This is a genomic window from Alkalicaulis satelles, assembly GCF_008630495.1.
GTDB classification, from domain to species: Bacteria; Pseudomonadota; Alphaproteobacteria; order Caulobacterales; family Maricaulaceae; genus Oceanicaulis; species Oceanicaulis satelles.
Genome location: NZ_VWOJ01000005.1, coordinates 11,921 through 34,554, shown reverse-complemented (window position 1 = coordinate 34,554; position 22,634 = coordinate 11,921). Strand labels below are relative to the sequence as shown.

General features: G+C 66.1%; 19 protein-coding genes. 8 read left to right on the top strand and 11 right to left on the bottom strand.

The features are described 5' to 3' along the window. Positions 1-3: 3 nt before the first annotated feature. The 10 genes from F1654_RS12850 to F1654_RS12805 all read right to left on the bottom strand — a co-directional run bounded on the left by F1654_RS12850 (position 4) and on the right by F1654_RS12805 (position 13,090). Positions 4-1,293, bottom strand: a complete 1,290-nt coding sequence (locus F1654_RS12850) for an adenylosuccinate synthase (RefSeq protein ID WP_150023967.1) — start codon at positions 1,291-1,293, stop codon at positions 4-6. A gap of 175 nt (positions 1,294-1,468) precedes the next feature. After that, positions 1,469-2,095: a peptide-methionine (S)-S-oxide reductase MsrA gene (gene msrA, locus F1654_RS12845; RefSeq protein ID WP_150023966.1), complete on the bottom strand. Its 627-nt coding sequence runs from the start codon at positions 2,093-2,095 to the stop codon at positions 1,469-1,471. A gap of 94 nt (positions 2,096-2,189) precedes the next feature. Next, positions 2,190-6,695, bottom strand: coding sequence for a glutamate synthase large subunit (gene gltB / locus F1654_RS12840; protein WP_150023965.1), 4,506 nt, complete (start codon positions 6,693-6,695; stop codon positions 2,190-2,192). Next, positions 6,692-8,113, bottom strand: coding sequence for an NAD(P)-dependent oxidoreductase (locus F1654_RS12835; protein WP_150024118.1), 1,422 nt, complete (start codon positions 8,111-8,113; stop codon positions 6,692-6,694). Before F1654_RS12835 ends, gltB begins: the two co-directional genes overlap by 4 nt. A 125-nt stretch (positions 8,114-8,238) precedes the next feature. Continuing rightward, positions 8,239-8,685: a MarR family winged helix-turn-helix transcriptional regulator gene (locus F1654_RS12830; RefSeq protein WP_150023964.1), complete on the bottom strand. Its 447-nt coding sequence runs from the start codon at positions 8,683-8,685 to the stop codon at positions 8,239-8,241. Positions 8,686-8,740: 55 nt separating this feature from the next. After that, positions 8,741-9,397 carry a class I SAM-dependent methyltransferase gene (locus F1654_RS12825; protein WP_150023963.1) on the bottom strand — a complete coding sequence of 219 codons (657 nt, stop codon included), beginning with the start codon at positions 9,395-9,397 and terminating at the stop codon, positions 8,741-8,743. Positions 9,398-9,774: 377 nt separating this feature from the next. After that, positions 9,775-10,329: a DUF3299 domain-containing protein gene (locus tag F1654_RS12820; protein WP_233205292.1), complete on the bottom strand. Its 555-nt coding sequence runs from the start codon at positions 10,327-10,329 to the stop codon at positions 9,775-9,777. 28 nt (positions 10,330-10,357) lie between these two features. Then, positions 10,358-11,047 (bottom strand): ZrgA family zinc uptake protein, encoded by a 690-nt coding sequence (locus F1654_RS12815; protein WP_150023962.1) that lies wholly within the window; start codon positions 11,045-11,047, stop codon positions 10,358-10,360. After that, on the bottom strand, positions 11,044-12,027 hold the full coding sequence (locus F1654_RS12810) for a ZIP family metal transporter (RefSeq protein WP_150023961.1): 984 nt from the start codon (positions 12,025-12,027) through the stop codon (positions 11,044-11,046). Before F1654_RS12810 ends, F1654_RS12815 begins: the two co-directional genes overlap by 4 nt. 76 nt (positions 12,028-12,103) lie before the next feature. After that, complete coding sequence (locus F1654_RS12805) at positions 12,104-13,090, bottom strand: NAD(P)/FAD-dependent oxidoreductase (protein WP_150023960.1); 987 nt, start codon at positions 13,088-13,090, stop codon at positions 12,104-12,106. Between the two features lie 66 nt (positions 13,091-13,156). On the opposite strand from F1654_RS12805, the gene F1654_RS12800 reads away from it, so the two are divergent. The 3 genes from F1654_RS12800 (at position 13,157) to F1654_RS12790 (ending at position 15,027) form a co-directional block, all read left to right on the top strand. Further along, on the top strand, positions 13,157-13,531 hold the full coding sequence (locus tag F1654_RS12800) for a thiol-disulfide oxidoreductase DCC family protein (protein ID WP_150023959.1): 375 nt from the start codon (positions 13,157-13,159) through the stop codon (positions 13,529-13,531). 3 nt (positions 13,532-13,534) lie between these two features. Then, positions 13,535-13,693 (top strand): DUF2256 domain-containing protein, encoded by a 159-nt coding sequence (locus F1654_RS12795; RefSeq protein WP_150023958.1) that lies wholly within the window; start codon positions 13,535-13,537, stop codon positions 13,691-13,693. 170 nt (positions 13,694-13,863) lie between these two features. Continuing rightward, positions 13,864-15,027: a hypothetical protein gene (locus F1654_RS12790; RefSeq protein WP_150023957.1), complete on the top strand. Its 1,164-nt coding sequence runs from the start codon at positions 13,864-13,866 to the stop codon at positions 15,025-15,027. 99 nt (positions 15,028-15,126) lie between these two features. Here the strand turns inward: F1654_RS12790 and F1654_RS12785 are convergent, their stop codons facing one another. Then, positions 15,127-16,044 carry a histone deacetylase family protein gene (locus F1654_RS12785; protein WP_150023956.1) on the bottom strand — a complete coding sequence of 306 codons (918 nt, stop codon included), beginning with the start codon at positions 16,042-16,044 and terminating at the stop codon, positions 15,127-15,129. A 112-nt stretch (positions 16,045-16,156) separates the two neighbouring features. Here F1654_RS12785 and F1654_RS12780 point away from each other — a divergent pair, with 112 nt between their 5' ends. The 5 genes from F1654_RS12780 (at position 16,157) to F1654_RS12760 (ending at position 22,609) form a co-directional block, all read left to right on the top strand. Continuing rightward, positions 16,157-17,158, top strand: coding sequence for an N-acetylornithine carbamoyltransferase (locus F1654_RS12780; RefSeq protein ID WP_150023955.1), 1,002 nt, complete (start codon positions 16,157-16,159; stop codon positions 17,156-17,158). 59 nt (positions 17,159-17,217) lie between these two features. Next, positions 17,218-18,561 carry an acetylglutamate kinase gene (locus tag F1654_RS12775; protein ID WP_150023954.1) on the top strand — a complete coding sequence of 448 codons (1,344 nt, stop codon included), beginning with the start codon at positions 17,218-17,220 and terminating at the stop codon, positions 18,559-18,561. Further along, positions 18,558-19,502: an N-acetyl-gamma-glutamyl-phosphate reductase gene (gene argC / locus F1654_RS12770; protein WP_150023953.1), complete on the top strand. Its 945-nt coding sequence runs from the start codon at positions 18,558-18,560 to the stop codon at positions 19,500-19,502. Before F1654_RS12775 ends, argC begins: the two co-directional genes overlap by 4 nt. 951 nt (positions 19,503-20,453) lie before the next feature. Further along, positions 20,454-20,861 carry a TIGR01244 family sulfur transferase gene (locus tag F1654_RS12765; RefSeq protein WP_150023952.1) on the top strand — a complete coding sequence of 136 codons (408 nt, stop codon included), beginning with the start codon at positions 20,454-20,456 and terminating at the stop codon, positions 20,859-20,861. 5 nt (positions 20,862-20,866) lie between these two features. Further along, a complete protein-coding gene (locus F1654_RS12760) occupies positions 20,867-22,609 on the top strand; it encodes a SulP family inorganic anion transporter (RefSeq protein WP_150023951.1) in 1,743 nt (580 codons plus the stop codon). The last annotated feature ends 25 nt before the right edge of the window (positions 22,610-22,634 follow it).

Sequence of the window (22,634 nt, the reverse complement as noted above, 5' to 3'; positions counted from 1 at the left end):
CCCCTACCCCCTGAACGGGTCCTGCATGAGGATGACGTCGTCGCGTTCGGGGCTGGTGGAGAGGATGGCCACGGGGGTTTCGATCAGCTCCTCGATGCGGCGCACGTACTTGACGGCCTGGGCGGGCAGGTCCATCCAGCTGCGCGCGCCGGCGGTGGAACCGCTCCAGCCCTCCAGCGTCTCATAGACCGGCTCCACCCGCGCCTGGGCCTCGACGCCTGCGGGCAGGCGGTCATACATCTCGCCATTGAGCTTGTAGCCGACGCACACTTTCAGTTCGTCGAACCCGTCGAGCACGTCCAGCTTGGTCAGCGCCACGCCGGTAATGCCGTTGATCTTGGCGCTCTGGCGCACCAGCACCGCATCGAACCAGCCACAGCGGCGCTGGCGGCTGGTGACGGTGCCGAATTCATGGCCGCGCTCGCCCAGGCGCTGGCCGGTGGCGTCGGTCAGCTCGGTGGGAAACGGCCCCTCGCCGACGCGCGTGGTGTAGGCCTTCACAATGCCCAGCACATAGCCCACCTGGCCCGGCCCCACGCCGGAGCCCGCCGCGGCCTGACCGGCCACGGTGTTGGAGCTGGTCACGAAGGGATAGGTGCCATGGTCCACGTCCAGGAACGCGCCCTGGGCGCCCTCGAACAGGATTTTCTTGCGGTCGGCAATGGCCGCATCCAGCGTCTTCCAGACCGGATCGGCGAAGGGCAGGATTTTCGGCGCAATGGCCATCAGCTCGGCGGTCAGGGCGTCGGCGTCATACTCCTCCACGCCAAAGCCGCGGCGCAGCGCATTGTGATGGTGCAAAAGCTCGCCAATGCGCCGGCGCAGATGGCGCTCGTCGGCCAGATCAATCACCCGCACCGCACGACGGCCCACCTTGTCCTCATAGGCCGGGCCGATGCCCCGCCTTGTGGTGCCGATCTTCATGCCGTCATCGCGGTTCTCGCGCAAAGCATCCAGCTCGCGATGAACCGGCAGGATCAGGGTCGCGGTCTCGGCCACGCGCACCAGCTTCGGCGTCACATCCACGCCTTGGGCGCGCACCTTCTCCATCTCGGCGATAAAGGCCCAGGGGTCGACCACCACGCCATTGCCGATGAGAGACAGCTTTTTCTGCACCACGCCCGAGGGCATGAGCGAGAGCTTGTAGGTGACCCCGTCCACAACCAGCGTGTGGCCGGCATTGTGGCCGCCCTGGAAGCGCACCACCAGATCGGCGCGGTGGGACAGCCAGTCCACGATCTTGCCTTTGCCCTCGTCGCCCCACTGGGCGCCGACGACCACCACGTTCGACATGGGGATGCTCCGCTAACGGTGTGAAACCGTGGGGAGGCTTAGACCCTCACGTGCGGGCGGGCAAGGCGCGAGGCTGGAGCGTGATCCGACCTGACTGCGTCAGGCCGCACGCTCCAGGTCTATGATCTGGAGCGCAATTTATCCGAAAACCGGTCCCCCCCTTTCGGATTGCGCTCTAGCCGCCCCAGATCTGGCGCAGGCGCTGGTCGCGCCGGCAGCCGAAGCGGTAGCGCTGATAGCGGATCGGGTTATTGGCCGCATAGTTCTGATGCTCGGCGCCGGCCGGCCAGAACGTGTCGAAGTCTGCAATGCGCACGGCGATCTCGCGCCCGAAGCGTTCGGCCATGGCCGCCTTCGACGCCTCGGCGGCGGCGCGCTGCGCCTCGTCCACAGGGAACAGGGCGGGCGCGTAGGCCGCGCCCCGGTCGCAGAACTGGCCGCCGCCATCGAAGGGGTCCACATTGCGCCAGTAATGATCGAGCAGGGCCTGATAGCTGATCACGGCCGGGTCGAAGATGATGCGCGCGCTCTCCACATGGCCGGTGCGCCCGCGCACCACGTCGTAATAACCGGGGTTCGCCTCGCTCCCGCCCGCAAAGCCCGACACCACCGCGATGACGCCCGGCAGCGGCTCGAAATCGGCTTCGGTGCACCAGAAACAGCCCGACGCCACAATGGCGTGCGCCAGCCCGTCGGAGAGGTCCGCGCCTTCGGCCTGGGCCGGGCGCAAGTAGTCGTCAGCGGAGCTCGCGGCGCTCAGCGTGAGGGCGGCGAGCAGGGCAAGGGCGAAGCGGGCGATCATGGGCAGGCTCCGGTTTCAACGCGATGTCCGAACCAATGTGGCTCACTCCGGCCCCTCGCCAAGGCGAGCCCCGGTCACCTTTGCGTGTGACCCTTCACGCCCGCTTCGCGCCGGCTTCAATCTTCGCCGGCTCAAACGGGATCACGTGGCGGATGTCGGCGCGGCGGGCGTCCCAGTCATTGAGCAGGGCGCCGGCGTGGAGCGAGCCGGTGGCGGCGTAGTGGGCTTCGATGAGGGCGCGGCAACGCGCCTCGGCCTCGCCCTTGAGCTCGGACAGGAAGACGGTTTCGCCATTGAGCCGGGGCTCCAGCCGTCCGTCTTCATCAAGCACAAAGGCCTCGCCCCCGGTCATGCCGGCGGCGAAATTGTCGCCCACGGGGCCGAGCACCACCGCCACGCCGCCGGTCATGTATTCACAGCCATTGGCGCCGCAGCCCTCCACAACCACGCTGGCGCCCGAATTGCGCACGGCGAAGCGCTGGCCCGCCCCGCCCGCGGCGAACAGCCGGCCCGAGGTCGCCCCGTACAGCACGGTATTGCCGATGATCACATCGCCCGGCCCGTGACGGCGCACGCCGGCAAAGGGGCGGATGGCGAGCGTGGCCCCTGAGAGGCCCTTGCCCACATAGTCATTGGCGTCGCCTTCCAGCTCGATGCGCAGGCCCCGGGCCGCGAATGCGCCCAGAGACTGCCCCGCCGAACCGGCGAGGCGCAAGGTGAGCTGGCCGTCTTCGAGACCGTCCGGGCCGAAGGCGCGCACGATGGCGGACGACACCCGCGCGCCCACCGCGCGGTCGGTGTTCTTGACGTCATAGACCAGCTGCATCTTCTCGCGCCGGGTGAAGACCGGGGCGGCGTCTTTAAGGATCTGCTCGTCCAGGCTCGGCGACACGGCGTTACGCTGGGCGCGGGTGGAGCGCGGCGGTCGCGCCTGCGGGTCTACGCGCACCAGCAGCGGGTTGAGATCGAGATCGTCCAGATGATCGGCGCCCCGGCTGACCTGGTCGAGCAGATCAGCGCGCCCGATCACGTCTTCCAGACGCTCCGCGCCCAGCTTAGCCAAAATCTCGCGGGTGTCGCGGGCGATGAAGGTCATCAGATTGACCACGTGATCGGCGAGACCCGTGAAGCGCTGCCTGAGATCATCGTCCTGGGTGCACACGCCCACCGGGCAGGTGTTGGAATGGCACTGGCGCACCATCAGACAGCCCAGCGCGATCAGGCTGGTGGTGCCGATGCCGAACTCTTCGGCGCCCAGCATGGCGGTGATCACCACATCGCGCCCGGTGCGGATGCCGCCATCGGCGCGCAGGGTGACCCGCTCGCGCAAGCCGTTGAGCGACAAGACCTGATGGGCTTCCGACAGGCCCAGCTCCAGCGGCGCGCCGGCGAATTTGATGGAGGTCTGGGGGCTGGCGCCCGTGCCGCCCACATTGCCGGAGATGAGGATCACGTCGGCATGGGCCTTGGCCACGCCCGCCGCCACCGCGCCGACGCCCGCGGCGGCCACCAGCTTCACGCAGACCCGTGCCTCGGGATTGATCTGTTTGAGATCGTAGATGAGCTGGGCCAGATCCTCGATGGAATAGATGTCGTGATGGGGCGGCGGGCTGATCAGCGTGGTGCCGGGCGTGGCGTGGCGCAGGCGCGCGATCATCTGCGTCACCTTGAAGCCGGGCAATTGCCCGCCCTCGCCGGGCTTGGCGCCCTGGGCGACCTTGATCTCGATCTCGCGGCACTGGTTGAGATATTCGGCCGTCACGCCGAAGCGGCCCGAGGCCACCTGCTTGACGGCCGAATTCATATTGTCGCCATTGGCCATGGGCGTGTAGCGCGCGCGGTCCTCGCCGCCCTCGCCGGAGACCGATTTGGCGCCGATGCGGTTCATGGCCACATTGAGCGCGCCGTGGGCTTCAGGCGACAGGGCGCCCAGGCTCATGCCCGGCGTGACGAAGCGCTGGCGGATCTCGTTGACGCTTTCACAGCGCGACAGGTCGACAGCAGGCCCCAGCGGGCGCGGCTCCAGAAGATCGCGCAGCTGGACCGGATCGGTCTCGCGGGTCTGCAGGCGGACATACTCGCGGAAGGAGGCGTAGTCCTCGTCGCGCACGGCTGTCTGCAAGGCGGTGACGGAACGGGCCTCGACGGCGTGCACTTCGCCAGACGCGCGCTGGCGGTAGAAGCCGCCCACGGGCAGGCGCACCGCGCCCTCATCGCGCCAGGCCCAGGCGTGCAGTTCGGCAAGCTTCTGCTCCAGGCCGGCCAGGCCAATGCCGGAAATGCGGCTGGTCACCCCGCCCAGATATTCCATCGCCACGGCGCGCGAGAGGCCGAGGACCTCGAAATTGCAGCCGCCGCGATAGGACGAGACCACTGAGATGCCCATCTTGGACATGATTTTGAGAAGGCCCGCATCAAAGGCGGCCTTCATGTTGAGCGCCTTCTGCTCCAGCGACAGAGCGGCGAGCCCGCGCTGGCGCCGGGCGCCCACGCTTTCAAACGCCATGTAGGGGTTGACCGTGGTGGCGCCCAGGCCGATGAGGACCGCCAGCCCATGGGCGTCGGACACGTCCGCTGCGCGCGCGCTGAGCGAGCAATGGGTGCGCAGGCCTTTCCGGGTCAGGTGCGTGTGAGCTGCGCCCACAGCCAACGCCATGGGCACGGGGCAGCGCTCCGGCCCCTGGGCCTCATCGGTGAGGACCAGATGTTCGGCGCCCTCGCGCACAGCAGCCTCCGCGTCGGCGCGGATGCGGTCCAGCGCGCGCATCAGACCGCCGCCCGCACCGGTGGCTTCTTCAGCGGGGAAGCTGGCGTCGATATCGGCGACCCGCCCGTCCAGAACACTGCGCAGGCGCGCATACATGCCATTGGTCAGCACTGGCGAATCCAGCACGAACACATTGGTCTGGGCCTCGTCGGTGGCCAGGATATTGCCCAGATTCTTGAACCGGGTTTTCAGGCTCATCACCCGGCCCTCACGCAAGGGATCGATGGGCGGGTTGGTGACCTGGGAGAAATTCTGCCGGAAATAGTGATAGACGGGCCGGTAACGGTTCGACAGCACGGCCAGCGGGCTGTCATCGCCCATGGAGCCGATGGCTTCCTTGCCGGTTTCGGCCATGGGCGACAGGATGATCTCCATCTCCTCCAGCGTCAGCCCGGCGGCGGCCTGACGGCGCGCGCGCTCCTCGTCGCTGAAGAGCAGGTCCTCCGGGCCGGGGCCGACTTCAGCCTCGATATTCTTGACGTTTTTGAGCCAGTCTTCGTAGGGGTGTTTGGAGGCCAGCATGGTGAGCATGTCATGCTCGCGCACCAGCCCGCCGTCCTGCAGATCCACGCCGATCATGCGCCCGGGCGTCACCGCGCCGCGCTCGATCACGGTCTCGGGGTCCAGCGGCGCCATGCCGGTTTCTGACCCCACGGCCAGAATGCCGTCACCGGTCAGGCTCCAGCGCAGGGGCCGCAGCCCGTTGCGGTCGAGCCCGGCGATGGCCCAGCGCCCGTCACAGGCGATGATCGCCGCCGGTCCGTCCCAGGGCTCCATCACCGAGTTGCAATACTCATAAAGGCCCCGCCAGGCGCCCGGCATCAGCTCGGCGCGCTTGGACCAGGCTTCGGGGATGAGCAGGGTCTTGGCCATGGGCGCGGTGCGCCCGGCGCGCACCAGCACCTCGAATACCTCGTCCAGGGCCGCAGAATCCGACGCGCCGGCGCTGATCACTGGCTTGACCACGTCCTGGGCGTCCTTGAACGCCTTGGCCGCCATGAGAATTTCATGGCTCTTCATCCAGTTGCGATTGCCCTTCAGCGTGTTGATCTCGCCATTATGGGCCAGCATCCGGAAGGGCTGGGCGAGGCGCCACTCCGGGAAAGTGTTGGTGGAATAGCGCTGGTGGAAGATCGCAAACGAGGACACGAAGCGCTCATCGCGCAGATCGGGATAGAAGCGGTCAATGGCCTCGGCCAGGAACATGCCCTTGTAGACCACGTCGCGCGCCGACAGAGAGGCGACATAGAAGCCCGGCAGGGCGTCTTCCCTCGCGCGCGCCTCGATGCGCCGGCGCACCAGATACAGCGCGCGCTCCAGCACGCCCGGCGCGCGGCCCTTGGGGTCTTCAAACAGGATCTGCTCGATGGCGGGCCTTGTGGAGGCGGCCTTTTCGCCCAGGCATGAGGGGTCGATAGGGGCCTGGCGCCAGCCATACAGGCGCAGCCCGGCGCGCAGCACCTCGGTTTCGACGATGGTGCGCGAGCGCTCCTGGGCAGCGAAGTCGGTGCGCGGCAGGAAAATCATCCCCACCCCGATCACGCCCTCGCCGGGCGTGTGACCGGTGCGGGCGACCTGGGCCTTGAAGAAGTCCTGGGGGATGCCCACGCGCAGGCCCGCCCCGTCGCCGGTCTTGCCGTCCGCATCCACCGCGCCGCGATGCCACACGGCTTTCAGCGCCTGGATGGCCAGCTCCACCACCTCGCGGCGCGGGCGCGCGTTGATATCGGCGATCAGCCCGACGCCGCAGGCGTCGCGCTCGGACTCCGCCTCATAGGCGCCCGCCTCGATCAGGCGCTGGCGATTGGCGAGGTAACGCTCCATATCGCTCATCCCGCCATCTCCGCTTCAGCAGGGGCCTGGGCCGCTTTGGTTTTGGCCATCAGGTCGGCATGGATCGCCTCGGCGGCGTCCAGCCCGTCGCGCACGGCCCAGACCACAAGCGAGGCGCCGCGCACCGCATCGCCGCCGGCATAGACGCCGGGGATGGCGGTGCGGCAGCGTGAGGCGACGCGCAGCGTGCCGCGCGCGGTCATTTCCAGCTGCGGCGCGCCGAACAGGACGGGGAAGTCTTCCGGCTCAAAGCCCAGAGCCGCGATCACCATGTCGGCGGGCGCGTCCTGCTCCTGGCCGGGCGCCGGCACCGGGCGGCGGCGGCCGCTGGCGTCCGGTGCGCCCAGCGTCATGCGCTGGACGCGCACGCCGGTCGCGGTATCGGCGTCGCCCAGAATGGCGGCGGGCGCGCTCAGCCAGTCGAACACCACGCCTTCCTCCTCGGCATGGGCGACCTCGCGGGCCGAGCCGGGCATGTTGGCGCGGTCGCGCCGGTAGAGGCAGGCGACGCTGGCCGCGCCCTGACGCACGGCGGTGCGCACGCAGTCCATGGCGGTGTCGCCGCCGCCGATCACCACCACGCGCTTGCCCGAGGCGTCCAGGCGCCCATTGTCCGCGATGGTCTCGCCAAAGCCGCGCCGGTTGGAGGCGGTGAGGTAATCGAGCGCGGCCACCAGTCCGCGCCCGCCGCCGCCGGGACAGGCCAGGGCGCGGGCGGCATAGGCGCCCGCGGCGATATAGACCGCGTCATGGCGCGCGCGCAGCGCGTCCAGCGTCACATCGCGGCCCACTTCGGTGTTGAGCTGGAACACCACCCCGCCCTCTTCCAGGCGCGTCACGCGCCGGGCCACCACGGCCTTGTCCAGCTTGAAATTGGGAATGCCGTAAACCAACAGGCCGCCCGCCCGGTCATGACGGTCATAGATGGTCACGCCATGACCGCGCTCGCGCAGGCGCTCGGCGGCCGACAGCCCGGCCGGGCCGGCGCCAATGATCGCGATGGAAAAACCGGTTTCGGCTCTGGGCCGGATGGGTTTGACCCAGCCATTTTCCCAGGCGGTTTCGGTGATATGGGTCTCCACCGAGCCGATAGTGACCGCGCCATGGCCTGATTGCTCGATCACGCAGGCGCCCTCGCACAAACGGTCCTGGGGACAGATGCGCCCGCAGATTTCCGGCATGGAGGACGTGGCCGCTGACAGCGCATAGGCTTCTTCCATGCGCCCTTCGGCGGCCAGCATCAGCCAGTCGGGGATGTCGTTGTGCAAGGGGCAGCCGGACTGGCAGAACGGCACGCCGCACTGGGAGCAGCGTTCAGCCTGCTCAGCGCCGCGCTCGGGCGAAAATGGCGCATAGATTTCCTCGAAATCACGCCGGCGCTCGTGAGCCGGGCGCTTGTCGGGATAGCGCTGATCCATAACGGTAAACTTCAGCACACGCGTCTCCTCACCCGCCGCCGGTTCGGCCTGGCGCAGATTTGTCTGCACAAATGTCCGGACTTATTGCATTGCAGCAAAAATCCGCAACCGGCGCAAGGTCCGCTTTATCGGGACGCGTCGGGTGCGTCGGCGGCCAGCCGGGTGAGCGCATCATACAGGGTGTCGGCGGCCTCGTCGCCCAGGCGCTCGTCCAGCTCGGCATTGAAGGCGCGCAAGACCGCATCGGCCTGTTCGGCGGCATGGCGTCCCGCTTCGGTGAGGGCGACCAGCGCGCCGCGCCGGTCCTTCACATCGCGCCGGCGGGTGACCAGGCCCGCCTCCTCCATGCGCGTGACCAGGCCGGTCACCGCCGGCGCGCCCAGCGCCAGCACTTCGCCAATGGCGCCCATGCGCCGCTCGCCCCGGCGCAAGAGCAGGAATAATACGGCCGACTGGCTGGCGCTGACCCCGGCGCTGGCGCGCAAACGCTGGTCAGCGTCCCGGCTCAGGCGCCGGGCCGCGATTTCAATCAGCAAAAACAGCCGCCGGTCTACGGCGCGAACACGGGCCATGATGCGACCATTTGCTGATTCATTCGGGTGTGAAAGAGTTTTCGCCCGTTCGTACTCAGCCGGCAAAGCGCCAGACCTGCGCCAGGCGCACATCGCGATCCTCCAGATCGCGAGAGACCGGCGTGTCATAGCGCGCCAGCGCCTCGAGCTTTGTCTTGGGCAGGAAGGTGCGGCCAGGATCGCCGATAAGCACCCTGGCGCCGCGCGCATGCAGGCGGGCGAGCCAGTCTGCGATGCGCGCCGCACCGGGCGCCTCGTAGAACACGTCGCCGGCCAGCACCACGTCCCATCCCGCATCCTCGCCCACCACATCGCCCAGCGCCGCCTCCAGGTTGGCCCCATTGAGCGCGGCGTTGAGGCGCGTGGCGGCCACGGCGAAGGCGTCGATCTCGCTGGCGTCCACCCGGCGCGCCCCGGCGCGCGCGGCGCCGATTCCGGCAATGCCGCAGCCGCAGGCGAAATCGAGCACATGAGCGCCCGCCACCATGTCAGGGTGATCCATCACATAGCGCGCCAGCGCCTGCCCGCCCGCCCAGGCGAAAGCCCAGAAAGGCGGCGGCAGGCCCATCCCGCCCAGCGCCTCTTCGGTCTGCGACCAGATCTCCACCGTCTCGTCGGCGAGATGAAAGCGCAGTTCGGGCGTCAGCGGAGCGCTGGCGATGCGGGTATGGGTGCGGATGAAGGCCTCTGCGGCCTCAGGCGTCAGGGTCATGGCGCTGGCATACGCCCGCCGGGCCGGTCTGGCCAGCGGGCAAGGCGCTGATGGACGAGGAAGGTGGGACCCGCCTCGAGGCCGCGCTGGCGCTCGATCGCCCCCCTCTGACGAAAGCGTGCCGCGCTGGCACACTCGAGGCGAGCCCCGGACCAGACCCCGCAAGGCGCGTGCTAGGCGGCGTCCGATCCTTTCAGGAGGCGGCGGGCGCGCCGGGAAAGGCGCCATCGGGGGGAGAAACCGGAGCCGTTCAAATCAGCACGCCCGCCACCTTGAGACTCAATCTGGCGGGCAAGTGCGGCCCCAATCGTTCGGGAATGAGGAATTGCCGCCGCGGACCCGCCACAATCGGGGCGGACCCATTCAGCTTCAGGTCATCAATTGCGGTAGGGGTGAAGCGCCGTCAGCTCCAGCGTGTAGGCGCTGTCAGCCAGATCTGTGTCCTGGCGGCGTGTGCGCATCACGCCTTCAGCGAACACAGGATCCCACATACCGCGCACATTCACCGAAGGGTCGGCCTGCACATAGATGAGTTGATTGGGCGGGGGCGGCGGCACGTGGATGCAGGCGCCGATAAAAGGCACCAGAAGGAAGCGCGACACCTCGCCCGAGGCGGCGAAATCAAACGGCAGCACGAAGCCGGCGATGCGCACCCGCTCGCCGTCCAGCTCCTCGACCACGTTGAAGGTGCGCAATTGCGGCATCTGGTCGGTGCCGAAATGATTGAAGCCGAACTCCACGGCCTGCATTTGCTGCAGGCGGGCGATACGCTCGGCCTCGCCCTCGGGCAGGAGGTCGTGCCAGATCAGATCGCGATATTCACCTGCGCGCGATTCAGCGCCGGCCAGGGCGGCTGCCGCCGACACGATCAGACACAAGAAAAACGCGCGCATCATGCCGGGCAAGATGCGCGCGCCGGTCTCCGTCTTCAAGCCCGCGCCTGTAACAGGTGCGTGTGCGTTACGGTGCGATCACCGCACTGCGGGCGGTCAGGGTGCGCGTGACGGCGGCCCGCCCGTCGGTGAAACTCGCCTGCAGACGCTCCAGATGTCCGAACGCCTCGAACACGCCTGATGCGTCCAGCTGGCCGGCGCGCGCCGGCGCCTCGCAGGCGAAGGTCCAGCTCACCACCATATCGCTATGGCCGTCATAGCGCCCGTCATCGTGGGAATGATCATGGCTGTGGCTGTGGCTGTGGCTGTGGCCGTGCTCATCGCCGTGGTCATGGCCGTGGCCGTGATCATCGCCATGGTGATGGCTGTGATCGGGGCCGTGCTCATGCCCGTGATCATGCTGGTGGCCGTGGTCATGGCCGTGGCCGCCGCGCACGCCTTCGATCTCAGCATCGGTAAGGGTGCAGCCCGCCGCCGCCGGGAAGGCCACCGGAACGCGCGCGAAAGCCTCATAGGCCGCGTCGATCACCGCGCGTTCCCCATCGCTGGCCGGCGCGCGCTCGAAGCCGAAGAAATTATACGCCGCGCCCGACAGCACCACGAGCGCCGCGCCGCTCTCGCGGTCGATGGCGGCGTCAAGCTCCGCCGCGCCATGGACATGGGCGCCCAGCTGGCGATGGGTTTCATCGCCCAGCGCCGCCGGGGCGGCCCCCATGGACAGAACAGCAGCCAGAGCGGTCAGTCGCAAAGCGGTCATGGTGAAGGCTCCTCCTCCGGATGATGGCGATGGTCATGACCATGGCGGTCATGGCCGAGTTGATGATGTCCGCGCCGGTCATCGTGATCATGATCATGGGCGTGATTGTGGCGCGCGCCATCCGCATGATCATGGTCATGCCCGTGCTCATGATCGTGGGTGCGAGGATGGCCGAAATGATGGCCGTGATGGTGATGCGGCGCGGCATGGGCGGCGTCGCCATGGGCGTGATCATGATCATGGACATGAGCCATGAGCATGAGCGCGCCCGCGCCTGCGCCTGCAAACACCGCGCCTCCGCCGCGCACCACGCCCGAAGCGAACGCCTCGCTTAACAGATGGGCCGCGCCCACATGCAGGAGCAGCCCGGCCACCAGCGCCATCAAGACGCCCAGCACCGCCATGTCGAGCGTAGCGGCGAAGGGCGCAGCGCTTATGGAGGCGATGGAGGCCGTCAGCCCGGCTGCGGCGAAGCCCGTAAGGGCGGCCATGCGGTCGGACAGGCCTGCGCGCTGCAGGAGAAGGAAGCACACCACCGCCACCGGCGCCTGGTGTAGGATGAGGCCCACAGCCGCCCCAGCGGCCAGCGCCGGGTCCACCGCATGGGCCACCGCGAACACCACCCCGTCCAGCGCCGAGTGGATCGCCAGCGCCGCCACCGCCGCCAGCGCAGCAGCGCGCCCTCGGCCCGTGCCGGCTTTCGCCGCGGCCGCGCCCGCCGATCCGCCGGTCAGCCCCTGCAGCAAAAACCCGCCAGCAAAACCGGCCAGCACCAGCCACGGCCCGTAAGCGCTTTGCGCAAAGGCGGCGGGAATCATCTCCACCACCGCCAGGGTGACGATCAGCCCGCCCGCAAACGCGGCGAAGAGCGGCGCATGACGGCGGGTGAAGCCGGCTGCGCTCAACGCCATCACCAGGGCCAGCGCCACCGCGCCCGCCATCAGCGCTGCGAAGATCAATGCCGAACCGACCGGACCCACCCGCGCCGCCTTTCCATCAGAAGAGTGTTATAATGTTACGCCCCGTCTTACCGGCTGACACCGGCTCTGGCAAGGCTCAAGCCGCCAGCGCTGCGCCCAGCGCCAGCCCGGACGTCCAGGCGAACTCCGCGCGCGGGCCCAGGCGCCAGTCGCCGCCCACGCCCAGCGTGGCAGACGCATCCAGCGCGGAGGGCGATCCCGGCGCGGCCTCCACCAGCGCATAGCGCCAGCGATGGGCGCGCCGCCAGACGGCCTCCGGCAGGCCGAAGCGGATGAAGGCCTCCTCGCTCAAACGCCGCGCCACGGTTTCCGGCTCATCCTCCAGAAACGCGCGCGACCAGTCCGGCGAGGCCTGCAGCACCCAGCATTCGGGGCCGTCCAGACCGGGGCGGGCATTCATGCGCGCCATCCAGCGGATCGCCCCGCCCAGCATCTGGGCGCCGTCAAAGGCGGGATCGAACGCGGCCTCATGCACGCCCATCACCGTCCAGCAGGGGCCGATGCGCGCAGCGCGGGCTTCGGCGATGAGGCCGGAGAAATCGGCGTCGGAGCGGGCGAGCAGATCGATGAGCTGTTCGGGCGGCAGGGTGATGGCCACGCGTTCGAACGGGCCTTCAATGCGCGCGTCGTCGAAATGAATGAGCCAGGCGCCAGGCCCGCCGGTGAGGCGCTGGGCGCGCGCGCCAAAGCGCACGTCGAACCCCGCCAGCGCGGTGCGCACCAGCGCGTTCATGCCCCCCGTCCCGATCCAGCGCGGCTTGGGGCGCAGTGCCTCCACCCCGCCCGAGCGGTCGATGGAGACCAGGCGCGCGTCCCAGACCTGCGCCGCGCCTGCGGCTTCGGCCTCGTCCAGCAGGGCCTGGAAGGCGGGGGTTTCGGCGGTGACGAACTGGGCGCCGTGATCGATGCGCACCGGCCCCAGCGGGGTCTCGGCGCGGCGGGTGGACAGCCGCCCGCCCGGCCCGCGCCCCTTGTCGAACAGGATGACGTCCGCGCCCGCTGCGGCCAGGGCGCGCGCCGCGGCGGCGCCGGCCAGTCCTGCTCCGATGACCGCTGCGAGCATTGGGCGCTTTCCATTTCCTGGCCACGAGTGCGCCCTATGTGTGACCCTATGCGACAGGAAACGCAAATGACCGGTGAAGCGCCTGCGCAGCCCGCCTGCGAGGTGTATTTTGACGGCGCCTGCCCGCTGTGCCGGGCCGAGATCGGGCTGTATCAGCGCCAGGGCGCGGATGCGCGCTTTGTCGATGTGAGCGCGGGCAGCGCGCCTCGAGAGATCACGCCCGAAGCGGCGCTCAAACGCTTCCATGTGCGCCGGGCGGACGGGACGCTGGTCTCGGGCGCGGCCGCCTTCGCCGCGCTGTGGAAAGCCACGCCCGGCTGGCGCTGGCTTGGCCATCTCACAGCCCTTCCGCCCTTCGTCTGGATCGCTGAAGTCGCCTATCGCGCCTTCCTGATCTTCCGCCCCGCCCTGCAGCGCCTCGCCCGGCGCAAGACCGGCTGAGCTATGGCCAAGGGCTCAAACCGCCGCAAGACGGTCGCCAAAAGCAATCTTCCGCAAAAGACCTGCGCCACCTGCGGGCGCCCCTTCACCTGGCGCAAGAAATGGGCGCGGGTCTGGGATGAGGTGAAATATTGCTCGAAACGGTGCGGGGGGCGGGGTTAGATGTCGCATCTTATTGAATAATCTTTTAAAATGCCAAAATTGCATGTGGTTGCTTCATTCCTTACACAATCCACTGCGGCGCATCTGAGGCTGTATGTTAGATTCCAGTGCCGCATCAAAAGGGTTTCCTAGGACACACGCACATGTCTTTACTGCAATGGTGATTTGAAATGGATACAGTTTTTTCAAAAAACTTGATATACAAATCACGCAAACTGACCGTTCAGCCGCGCCTCGGGAAGATATATGATGAAGTTCCCATAGGTTTGGCCATAAACATATTTCGAAATATAGCTTGCTCTCTTTTTATAACACAAGAGAAAAATATTTTCAATTTCGTACTTATATTTCCGTCAGAATATGTGATTAAGCTTTCATCTATGCCCGTAAAACTTAACGGATCTGGAAATTTTTCAATAGCTGTCGAATATAATCTTAATAAATATATTAGAGTGCACTCTCAGGGGTTATTAATTGCAGAACTGATCTACCCTCCGGTTTACAGCGTTAATTATTGCTCAATTGAGCTCGATGAGAACAATGAAAACCCTGATTTTTATCCTATATCTGAGCCCATACCCACACAAATAAGCTCCGCACGGGTTAAGGCTGCAAGGGCAAGGTCGCATATTAAAGAAATTGAGTCAACATTAGATGACTATAGAAATTCCAAACCCTATAGAGTTTATAGAAAGCCAGATTCATTTTCTCACTATACTCGATATATAGATGTGCTTCACCCCCCTCCTGAAATATTACCAGCTATGATTGGGGATGCGATCCACAATGCCAGATCGGCGCTTGATCATGTTGCAGTGCAGATGGCAGAAAAAAACCATGGCAATGGAAAAGGAGTATACTTCCCTATTGCGATTAACGAGGAATCACTTCCGGAATTAATAAAGAAAAATAAGTTTACCCGTGCCGGCGATAGGGCTGTGGAACTCCTTAAAACCTTTAATCCTTATGCTGGAGGCAGCCCAAAAGTCGGCGACACCTCCATTCTTCGAGGATTGCACAACTTAGATATTATAGATAAGCATAAATTAATCATTCTTATTTTTGGGCAAGCGGTACAAGCAACAATGCGCATCAACCCAAAGAAAGGGATTTATCTTATGCGAGATATAGATAGTGCGTTTGTTAAATTAGAGACTGGAGAAATACTTGACACTGGAATTCCTATACATTTAGATATTGAGGATGATCTTCCCCCTTTTTTCCAAGTGGTTTTTGATGATTCTGGGGATTTTGCCGGGCATGAAGTTGTGTCTACACTCAAAATTATTGTGGCGCACGTCGAAAAAATTATTGATGCGTTCGAGGCCCTATAAATGCATTAATTAATATTGCGTCGGCACACAATATTGTAAACGTATATTAGATCTGCTGTCAGACAGATTGCCTAATTAGTCCCACAAGTTTTTTCAGCATCACCCCCACCGCCTCAATGCCGCATCCGCCGCGTGGTGCAGCAAGGCGTGGCGCCGCGCCAAAGCCTCGATATCGCGCGCATAGCCGCCGCCGAGGACGCCTGTCACAGGCGCGCCGCGTTTCAGGCAGGCTTCAAACACCATGGCTTCGCGTGCGGCGAGCCCCGCATCGGTGAGGTCCAGGAGGCCGAGCCGGTCCTCGCGGTGGGGATCGACCCCGGCATTGAAGAAGACCAGATCGGGGCGGCTGGCTTCAAGCGCATCATCCACCGCCGCGCGCGCCGCGGCGAGATAGGCGTCGTCGCCGGTCCCTTTGGAAAGGCCGATATCCATGTCCGACATGGCCTTGCGGCGCGGCCAGTTGTCCTCGCAATGGACGGACAGGGTGAAAACACGCGGATCGTCCTCGAAAATGCGCGCCGTGCCGTCGCCCTGATGCACGTCGAGATCAATCACCAGCACGCGGGCCACCGCCCCTTCGGCCAGCAGGAGCCGGGCGGCCACCGCCACGTCATTGAACACGCAGAACCCCGCCCCGCCGTCCGCGTCGGCGTGATGGCTGCCGCCGGCGGTATTGCACGCCGCGCCATGTTCCAGCGCCAGTCTTGCCGCCAGAGCCGTGCCCGCCACCGCGCACCGCGAGCGCAGGGCCACGGACGCCGTCATCTCGAACCCGATGCGCCGGGCGAGTGGGGGCGGGACGGCGGCGCCCAGCACCTGATCCACATAGGCCGGGTCGTGAGCCAGCTGCAGCCAGGCCGCCGGCGCCGGGGCGGGCCGGTGAAACCCGTCCCACCCCGTCACAAGACCGGCGCGCACCAGTTCTTCGGCCACCGCCCTGAACTTGCCCATGGGAAAGCGGTGGCTAGCGGGCACGCCCGCCGCGACATACGCATCATGAAACACCAGCTCGACCATGAGGACAGACTTAGCGCCCCGGCGCGCGCCTGCAACGCCATTTGCCAAGGCCCTGCAAGGCGATTACACCGCTGGGCTTCGATTATCGCCGCGCGCGCCGGAGCTGAACGCCATGCGTCATTTCCTGACCACCGAGGACTGGTCCCGCACCGAGCTGCAGGCCCTGATCGACCGCGCGCGCGTGCTCAAAGACAGCCCCCATGGCGAGGCTCTCAAGGGCAAGTCCATTGCGCTGATGTTCTTCAACCCGTCCCTGCGCACGCGCACCTCGTTTGATCTGGGCGCGCGCCAGCTGGGCGGGCACGCCATCGTGCTGGACGCGCGCGGCCAGACCTGGCCGGTGGAGATCGGTGACGGAACGGTAATGGATGGCGAGCCCGAGGAGCATGCGCGCGAAGCCGCGCGCGTCCTGTCGCGCTATGTGGACCTGATCGCGATCCGCTGCTTCCCGAAATTCCAGGACTGGGCGTCCGAGCGCGAGGACCCGCTGATCACCGCCTACGCCAGGCACGCCACTGTGCCGGTGATCAATATGGAGACCATCGTCCATCCCTGTCAGGAACTGGCCCTGATGATGGCGCTGCAGCAGCGTCTGGGCGATGTGCGCGGCAAGGAGTTTCTGCTGACCTGGGTGCCGCATCCCAAGCCGCTCAACACGGCGGTGGCCAATTCGGCGCTTTTGATCGCGTCCAAGTTCGGCATGAATGTGCGCCTGCTCATCCCCGACGAGGCCTACCGGCTGGACGAGCGCTATATGGGCGCGGCGCAGCGCTTCTGCGCCGAGGCCGGAACCTCGCTCACCGTCACCACCGATCCGCAAGCCGCCTATGCCGGCGCCCATGCGGTCTACGCCAAGAGCTGGGGCGCCCTGCCCTTCTATGGCCGCTGGGCCGACGAGGCGCCGGTGCGCGCCAAGGGCGCGGGCTTCATGATCGACGAGGCCAAGATGGCGCTCACCGATGGGGGCGTGGTCAGCCACTGCCTGCCCATGCGGCGCAATGTGAAGATCGCCGACGCCGTGGTCGACAGCCCGGCCTTCCTCGGGATCGAGGAGGCGGAAAACCGCCTGCACGTGCAGAAGGCGCTGATGGAGCGCATGATCCAGGAGCGATGAGGGCCGCTTTTACCTGCCGCCCTCTTCCTTCGATACGCCTCTGACCGGATGATCCGCCCATGACCCGCGAATCCGCCTCTCCCGCCGCCCAGCCCGCGCCGGTGCGCGCCGCCATCGTGCAGCTTCTGTCCAATATGCGCGACGGCAAGGAGATCCGCGAATACCTCACCCGCTTCTCCGCCCTCGACCAGGAGCGCTTCGCCGTGATCAAGGTGGGCGGGGCGATCATCGAGGAGGATCTCGAGGCGCTGGCGGGCGCGCTGGCCTTCCTGCAATCGGTGGGGCTGGCGCCCATCGTCGTTCATGGCGGCGGGCCGCAGCTCAACACCGCGCTGGAAGCGGCCGGGTTTCCCGAACAGCGCGTCGACGGCCTGCGCATCACCCCGCCGGACGCCATGGGCGCTGTGCGCGACACGCTGACGGCGGTGAATCTCAAACTCGTCCAGGCCGTGCGCGATTGCGGCGGGCGCGCCGCCGCCATTCCGTCGGGCGTGTTCGAGGCTGAACTGATCGACGAGGTGAAGCTCGGCCGGGTGGGCGAGCCGTCCGGCGTGCGCCTGGATCTCGTGGCCGCCGCCGCGCGCGCAGGCCAGGCGCCGATCCTGGGCTGTCTGGGCGATACGGCTGACGGGCGGCTGGTCAATGTGAACGCCGACAGCGCGGTGCGCGCGCTGGTCCATGCGCTGCAGCCCTACAAGATCGTGTTCCTGACCGGGACCGGAGCCCTGCTCGACGCGCAAGGCGCGCCGATCTCGGCGATCAACCTGGCCACAGACCACGATGACCTCATGGCGGCGGACTGGGTGACCGGGGGCATGCGCCTGAAACTGCAGGAGATCAAGCGCCTGCTGGACGATCTGCCGCTGTCGAGCTCGGTGTCCATCACCCGGCCTTCGGAGCTCGCCAAGGAGCTGTTCACCCATGCCGGCGCCGGCACGCTGGTGCGCCGGGGCGAACGCATGTTGGAGCTGGCTTCTACTGACCAGATGGACCAGCCGCGCATGGCCGAGCTGATCGAGCGCTCATTCGGACGCAAGCCGGTAGCGGACTATTTCAATCGGCTCGATTTCGACCGCGCCTTCGTCACCGAGCAATACCGCGCCGCAGCCATCACGGCGCGCCTGGGCGATGCAGTGTATCTGGACAAGTTCGCGGTGCTGGACGAGGCGCGCGGCGAGGGCCTGGGCGGGGCGGTGTGGAAGCGGCTGATCGCCCACGCGCCGCGCCTCTACTGGCGTTCGCGCAGCGATAATCCGGTCAATGATTTCTACTTTTCCACCTGTCATGGCGCGGTGAAGCAGGGGCGCTGGACCGTGTTCTGGCGCGGCGAGGATGATCTGACCCGCATCCCGCAGATGGTGGCGCGCATCGCCGCCCTGCCGCCCACGCTGGAGGAGGCATGAAGACCGTCGGCCTCGTTGGCGCGCGCGGCCATACGGGCCGTGAGCTGATCGCCCTGATCGCGCGCAGGCCCGACATGCGCCTGACCTTCGCCGTCTCGCGCGCCATGGCCGGCAAGCCGGTGCGCGATCTGGCGCCCGAAGCGCCGGACGGGCTGGAGTTTGAAGCGCTGGACGCGCAAGCCTGCGCCGCGCGCGGGGCGGACGCCGTGATCCTGGCCATGCCCAATGGCGAGGCGGGAGCCTATGTCGCCGCGTTTGAGGCCGCCGCGCCGGACATCGTGCTGGTCGATCTTTCCGCCGATTACCGCTTTGACGACAGCTGGGCCTATGGCCTGCCGGAGATTTATGGACGCCAGCGGCTGAAGCGCGCGCGGCGCATCTCCAATCCGGGCTGCTACGCCACGGCGGGGCAGCTGTGCACGGCGCCGGTGCGCCCATGGCTGTCCGGCCCGGCCCATCTGTTCGGCGTGTCGGGCTATTCCGGCGCGGGCACCACGCCCAGCCGCAAGAATGATCTTGCCGCGCTCAAAGACAATCTCATGCCCTACACGCTCACAGGCCATATCCATGAGCGCGAGATGAGCCGGCATCTCGGCCACGAAGTGCGCTTCAGCCCCCATGTGGCGGCCTTCTTCCGCGGCATTGTGATGACCGCCCAGCTGGAATTCAAAACGCCCGTGAGCGAAGCGGATCTGCGCGCGGCGTACGCGAAGGCCTATGAGGGCGAGCCGCTGATCCGCCTCACAGACGCCATACCGGAGATCACAGACGGGGCGAACATCCCCGGCGCGGTGCTGGGCGGGCTGTCTCTGACCGCTGACGGACGCCGGGCCGTGATCGTGTGCGCGCTGGACAATCTTCTCAAAGGCGCCGCCGTCCAGGCGATGCAGAACCTCGCCCTGGCGCTGGACCTGCCGGAGTTTGAGGGGTTGGGGGTTTGAGGATCAGGTGCTCATTCCCGCAAAGCCCAGATACCTGCACCTTTTCCCTCTGGCATAAAGAACAAATCGGGCCCGCCACGATAATTGTGTGAGTCAGACGAATGCTCCTCTAGAGTTTTGCGCACTGTCGCTTCCAGTGTGCGCGGCAAGGAACGGCGAGCCGCGCCACGGGCCTTCTCGACTTCCTGATAGATATGAGCCAGCGATGCGCGCCCGCCAAGGCGCGAAAGTGCTGACTGCACATCGTCACGCCAAGTTACCCGCTCTTCCCCGTCAGTTTTCTCTGACTCATCAATGACTGGCTTGGTGTCCTCGCCAGCATTCATAGTCTGCGGTGCGTGTCGCGCTGCCACAGTTTCGGGTTTCCGCAAGTCAGAAACCGGGCGGCGCACTCCAGCTTCGTCAAGGTAGAACCAGTTGATCCAGGCATTCTCCGTCTTAGCTCCTATCGCACGGCTTAAGCTGTTCAGACTCCGATATGCGCGACTGTCTCCTTGCAGCCGCCACACACCATTTTGCGCTTGGGCGCTATAATTGACTCCGAGGTATGTTCGCGACACCTCGAAACCCTCAGGAAAGCGGACATCGTGCCTAGAGTCATAGAATCCTACGGCTCCTCCCTTTGACAGCTGCCCGCTAATTGTCTTTGGAGCACCTGGGTCTGTGAAGCTCAAAACCCTTCGCAGAATTTGATCCTCCGAGTCCTCACAGGGCGCCCTGAGCGCCCAAATCTTCGCAAAAACATCGGTAGAAACCTCAATCGAACGCATAGAGACCTCCATATCTGACAGTCAGATAGTATAGAGGTATGGAGGTATGTCAACACCCCATAGGATAGCCCCCTGCGGCGCTGTGACGCCCTTGTGAGCCGGGCTGGTCGACGCCACTTGCCCGGCGGCGTATGAGTGGGACGACATAGTTTCCGCTCCACATCCATGGAGACCAACCGCCATGACCCCCAGACCGCTCACTGACCAGCTCTCGGTCAGCCCCCAGATCAGCGCCGAGGACATCAAGGCCGCCGCCGAGGCGGGCTTTGACGTGATCATCAATAACCGGCCTGACGGCGAGGATCCCGGACAGCCGGAGGCGGCGAACCTGCAGGCGCTGGCCGAGGCGGCGGGGCTGACCTATGTGCATATCCCGGTCTCGGGCGGGCAGTTCACCAAAGACGCCGTGGACGGCTTCAAGGCGGCGGCGGCGCAGGGTAAGACGCTGGCCTATTGCCGCACCGGCACGCGCTGCACCGTGCTGTGGGCGCTGGGCCAGGCTGGCGAGATGAGCGGGGACGACATCATCGCGCGCGCGGCCAATGCGGGCTATGACCTCTCGGGCCTGCGCCCGCGTCTGGGGGACTGAGCCCCGTGCGCCTGTCGCGCTATCTGCCGATCCTGGACTGGGGCCGGCGCTATAATGGCGCGGCCTTCTCCAGCGATCTGATGGCGGCGGTGATCGTCACCATCATGCTGATCCCGCAATCGCTGGCCTACGCCATGCTGGCGGGCCTGCCGCCCGAGGCCGGGCTCTACGCCTCCATCGCGCCGCTTGTCGCCTATGCCATTTTCGGCACCAGCCGGGCGCTGGCGGTCGGGCCGGTGGCGGTGGTCTCGCTGATGACGGCGGCGGCGGTGGGACAGATCGCTGAAACCGGCACGATAGGATACGCCACGGCGGCGCTGACGCTGGCCTTCCTGTCAGGCGTGATCCTCTTGCTGATGGGCGTGTTCCAGCTGGGCTTCCTGGCCAATTTCCTGTCCCACCCGGTGATTTCCGGCTTCATCACGGCCTCGGGTGTGATCATCGCAGCCAGCCAGCTGCGCTATCTGCTCGGCGTGCCGGGCGGCGGCCACACGCTTCTCGACATCGCCGTGAGCCTGTCGGGCGCGGTGATGGATACGAATGTCTACACGTTGGCGGTGGGCGCGGCGGCGCTGGGCTTTTTGCTGTTCGTGCGCACCGGGCTAAAGCCCCTGCTGATCAGGCTGCGCCTGCCCGCACGGGCCGCCGACATCATCACAAAGGCCGGGCCGGTCTTCGCCGTGGCCGCCTCCATCGGCGCGGTGGTGGTCTTCGATCTGGGCGCGAAGGGCGTGGCCGTGGTGGGCACTGTGCCCCAGGGCCTCCCGCCTTTCACCCTGCCCAGCTTTGAGCTGGAGCTGGTCCAGCTACTGCTGGCCTCGGCCATGCTGATCTCGGTGATCGGGTTTGTGGAATCGGTCTCGGTGGCCCAGACGCTGGCGGCCAAGAAGCGCGAGCGCATCGATCCCGATCAGGAGCTGGTGGCGCTGGGCGCCTCGAACGTGTCGGCCTCGCTCAGCGGCGGGTTTCCGGTCACTGGCGGTTTTGCCCGCTCGGTGGTTAATTTCGACGCCGGGGCGGCCACCCCGGCGGCGGGCGCTTTCACAGCTGTTGGCATCTTGCTGGCCGCCGCCTTCCTGACCCCGCTTATCTATCACCTGCCGGTGGCGGTGCTGGCCGCGACGATCATCGTGGCGGTGCTGTCGCTGGTGGATTTCGGCGCGTTGGGGCGGGCGTTTCGCTATTCCAAGGCCGATTTCGCAGCCATGGCGGCCACCATCGCCGTGACGCTGGTGTTCGGGGTCGAAGCCGGCGTGACCGTCGGCGTGATCCTGTCGCTGGCCCTCTTCCTCTACCGCACCAGCCGGCCTCACGCGGCGGTGGTGGGCCAGGTGCCCGGCACCGAGCATTTCCGCAATGTGGACCGCCACGCCGTCATCACCTCGCCCAGCGTCGTGACGCTACGGGTGGATGAGAGCCTGTATTTCGCCAATGCGCGCTATCTCGAAGATCGCATCTACAAGCTCATCGCGGACAATCCGGATGCGCGCCATGTCATCCTGATGTGCCCGGCGGTCAATTTCATCGATATGAGCGCGCTCGAAAGCCTCGAAGCCATCAATACGCGCCTTAACAGCACGGACGTGAAGCTCCACCTGTCCGAGGTGAAGGGCCCGGTGATGGACCGTCTCAAACGCTCGCATTTCCTGGACGCGCTGACCGGCGAGGTGTTCCTGTCGCAATACGAGGCCTTCGCCGCGCTGGACCCGGAAACGGCAAAGCGCGCGCTGGCGGACAAATCAGTGTAAATTCGCCGCAGTCTGCCGGCTCTTG

Bases quoted from the DNA above. Each gene is read 5' to 3' on its own strand.
- F1654_RS12815 (WP_150023962.1), bottom strand. From the start codon at position 11,047: ATGACCGCTTTGCGACTGACCGCTCTGGCTGCTGTTCTGTCCATGGGG.
- F1654_RS12805 (WP_150023960.1), bottom strand. From the start codon at position 13,090: ATGCTCGCAGCGGTCATCGGAGCAGGACTGGCCGGCGCCGCCGCGGCG.
- F1654_RS12765 (WP_150023952.1), top strand. From the start codon at position 20,454: ATGACCCCCAGACCGCTCACTGACCAGCTCTCGGTCAGCCCCCAGATC.
- gltB (WP_150023965.1), bottom strand. From the start codon at position 6,695: ATGAGCGATATGGAGCGTTACCTCGCCAATCGCCAGCGCCTGATCGAG.
- F1654_RS12775 (WP_150023954.1), top strand. From the start codon at position 17,218: ATGACCCGCGAATCCGCCTCTCCCGCCGCCCAGCCCGCGCCGGTGCGC.
- F1654_RS12830 (WP_150023964.1), bottom strand. From the start codon at position 8,685: ATGGCCCGTGTTCGCGCCGTAGACCGGCGGCTGTTTTTGCTGATTGAA.
- F1654_RS12850 (WP_150023967.1), bottom strand. From the start codon at position 1,293: ATGTCGAACGTGGTGGTCGTCGGCGCCCAGTGGGGCGACGAGGGCAAA.
- F1654_RS12790 (WP_150023957.1), top strand. From the start codon at position 13,864: ATGGATACAGTTTTTTCAAAAAACTTGATATACAAATCACGCAAACTG.
- msrA (WP_150023966.1), bottom strand. From the start codon at position 2,095: ATGATCGCCCGCTTCGCCCTTGCCCTGCTCGCCGCCCTCACGCTGAGC.
- argC (WP_150023953.1), top strand. From the start codon at position 18,558: ATGAAGACCGTCGGCCTCGTTGGCGCGCGCGGCCATACGGGCCGTGAG.
- F1654_RS12835 (WP_150024118.1), bottom strand. From the start codon at position 8,113: ATGGATCAGCGCTATCCCGACAAGCGCCCGGCTCACGAGCGCCGGCGT.
- F1654_RS12795 (WP_150023958.1), top strand. From the start codon at position 13,535: ATGGCCAAGGGCTCAAACCGCCGCAAGACGGTCGCCAAAAGCAATCTT.
- F1654_RS12800 (WP_150023959.1), top strand. From the start codon at position 13,157: ATGACCGGTGAAGCGCCTGCGCAGCCCGCCTGCGAGGTGTATTTTGAC.
- F1654_RS12780 (WP_150023955.1), top strand. From the start codon at position 16,157: ATGCGTCATTTCCTGACCACCGAGGACTGGTCCCGCACCGAGCTGCAG.
- F1654_RS12825 (WP_150023963.1), bottom strand. From the start codon at position 9,397: ATGACCCTGACGCCTGAGGCCGCAGAGGCCTTCATCCGCACCCATACC.
- F1654_RS12785 (WP_150023956.1), bottom strand. From the start codon at position 16,044: ATGGTCGAGCTGGTGTTTCATGATGCGTATGTCGCGGCGGGCGTGCCC.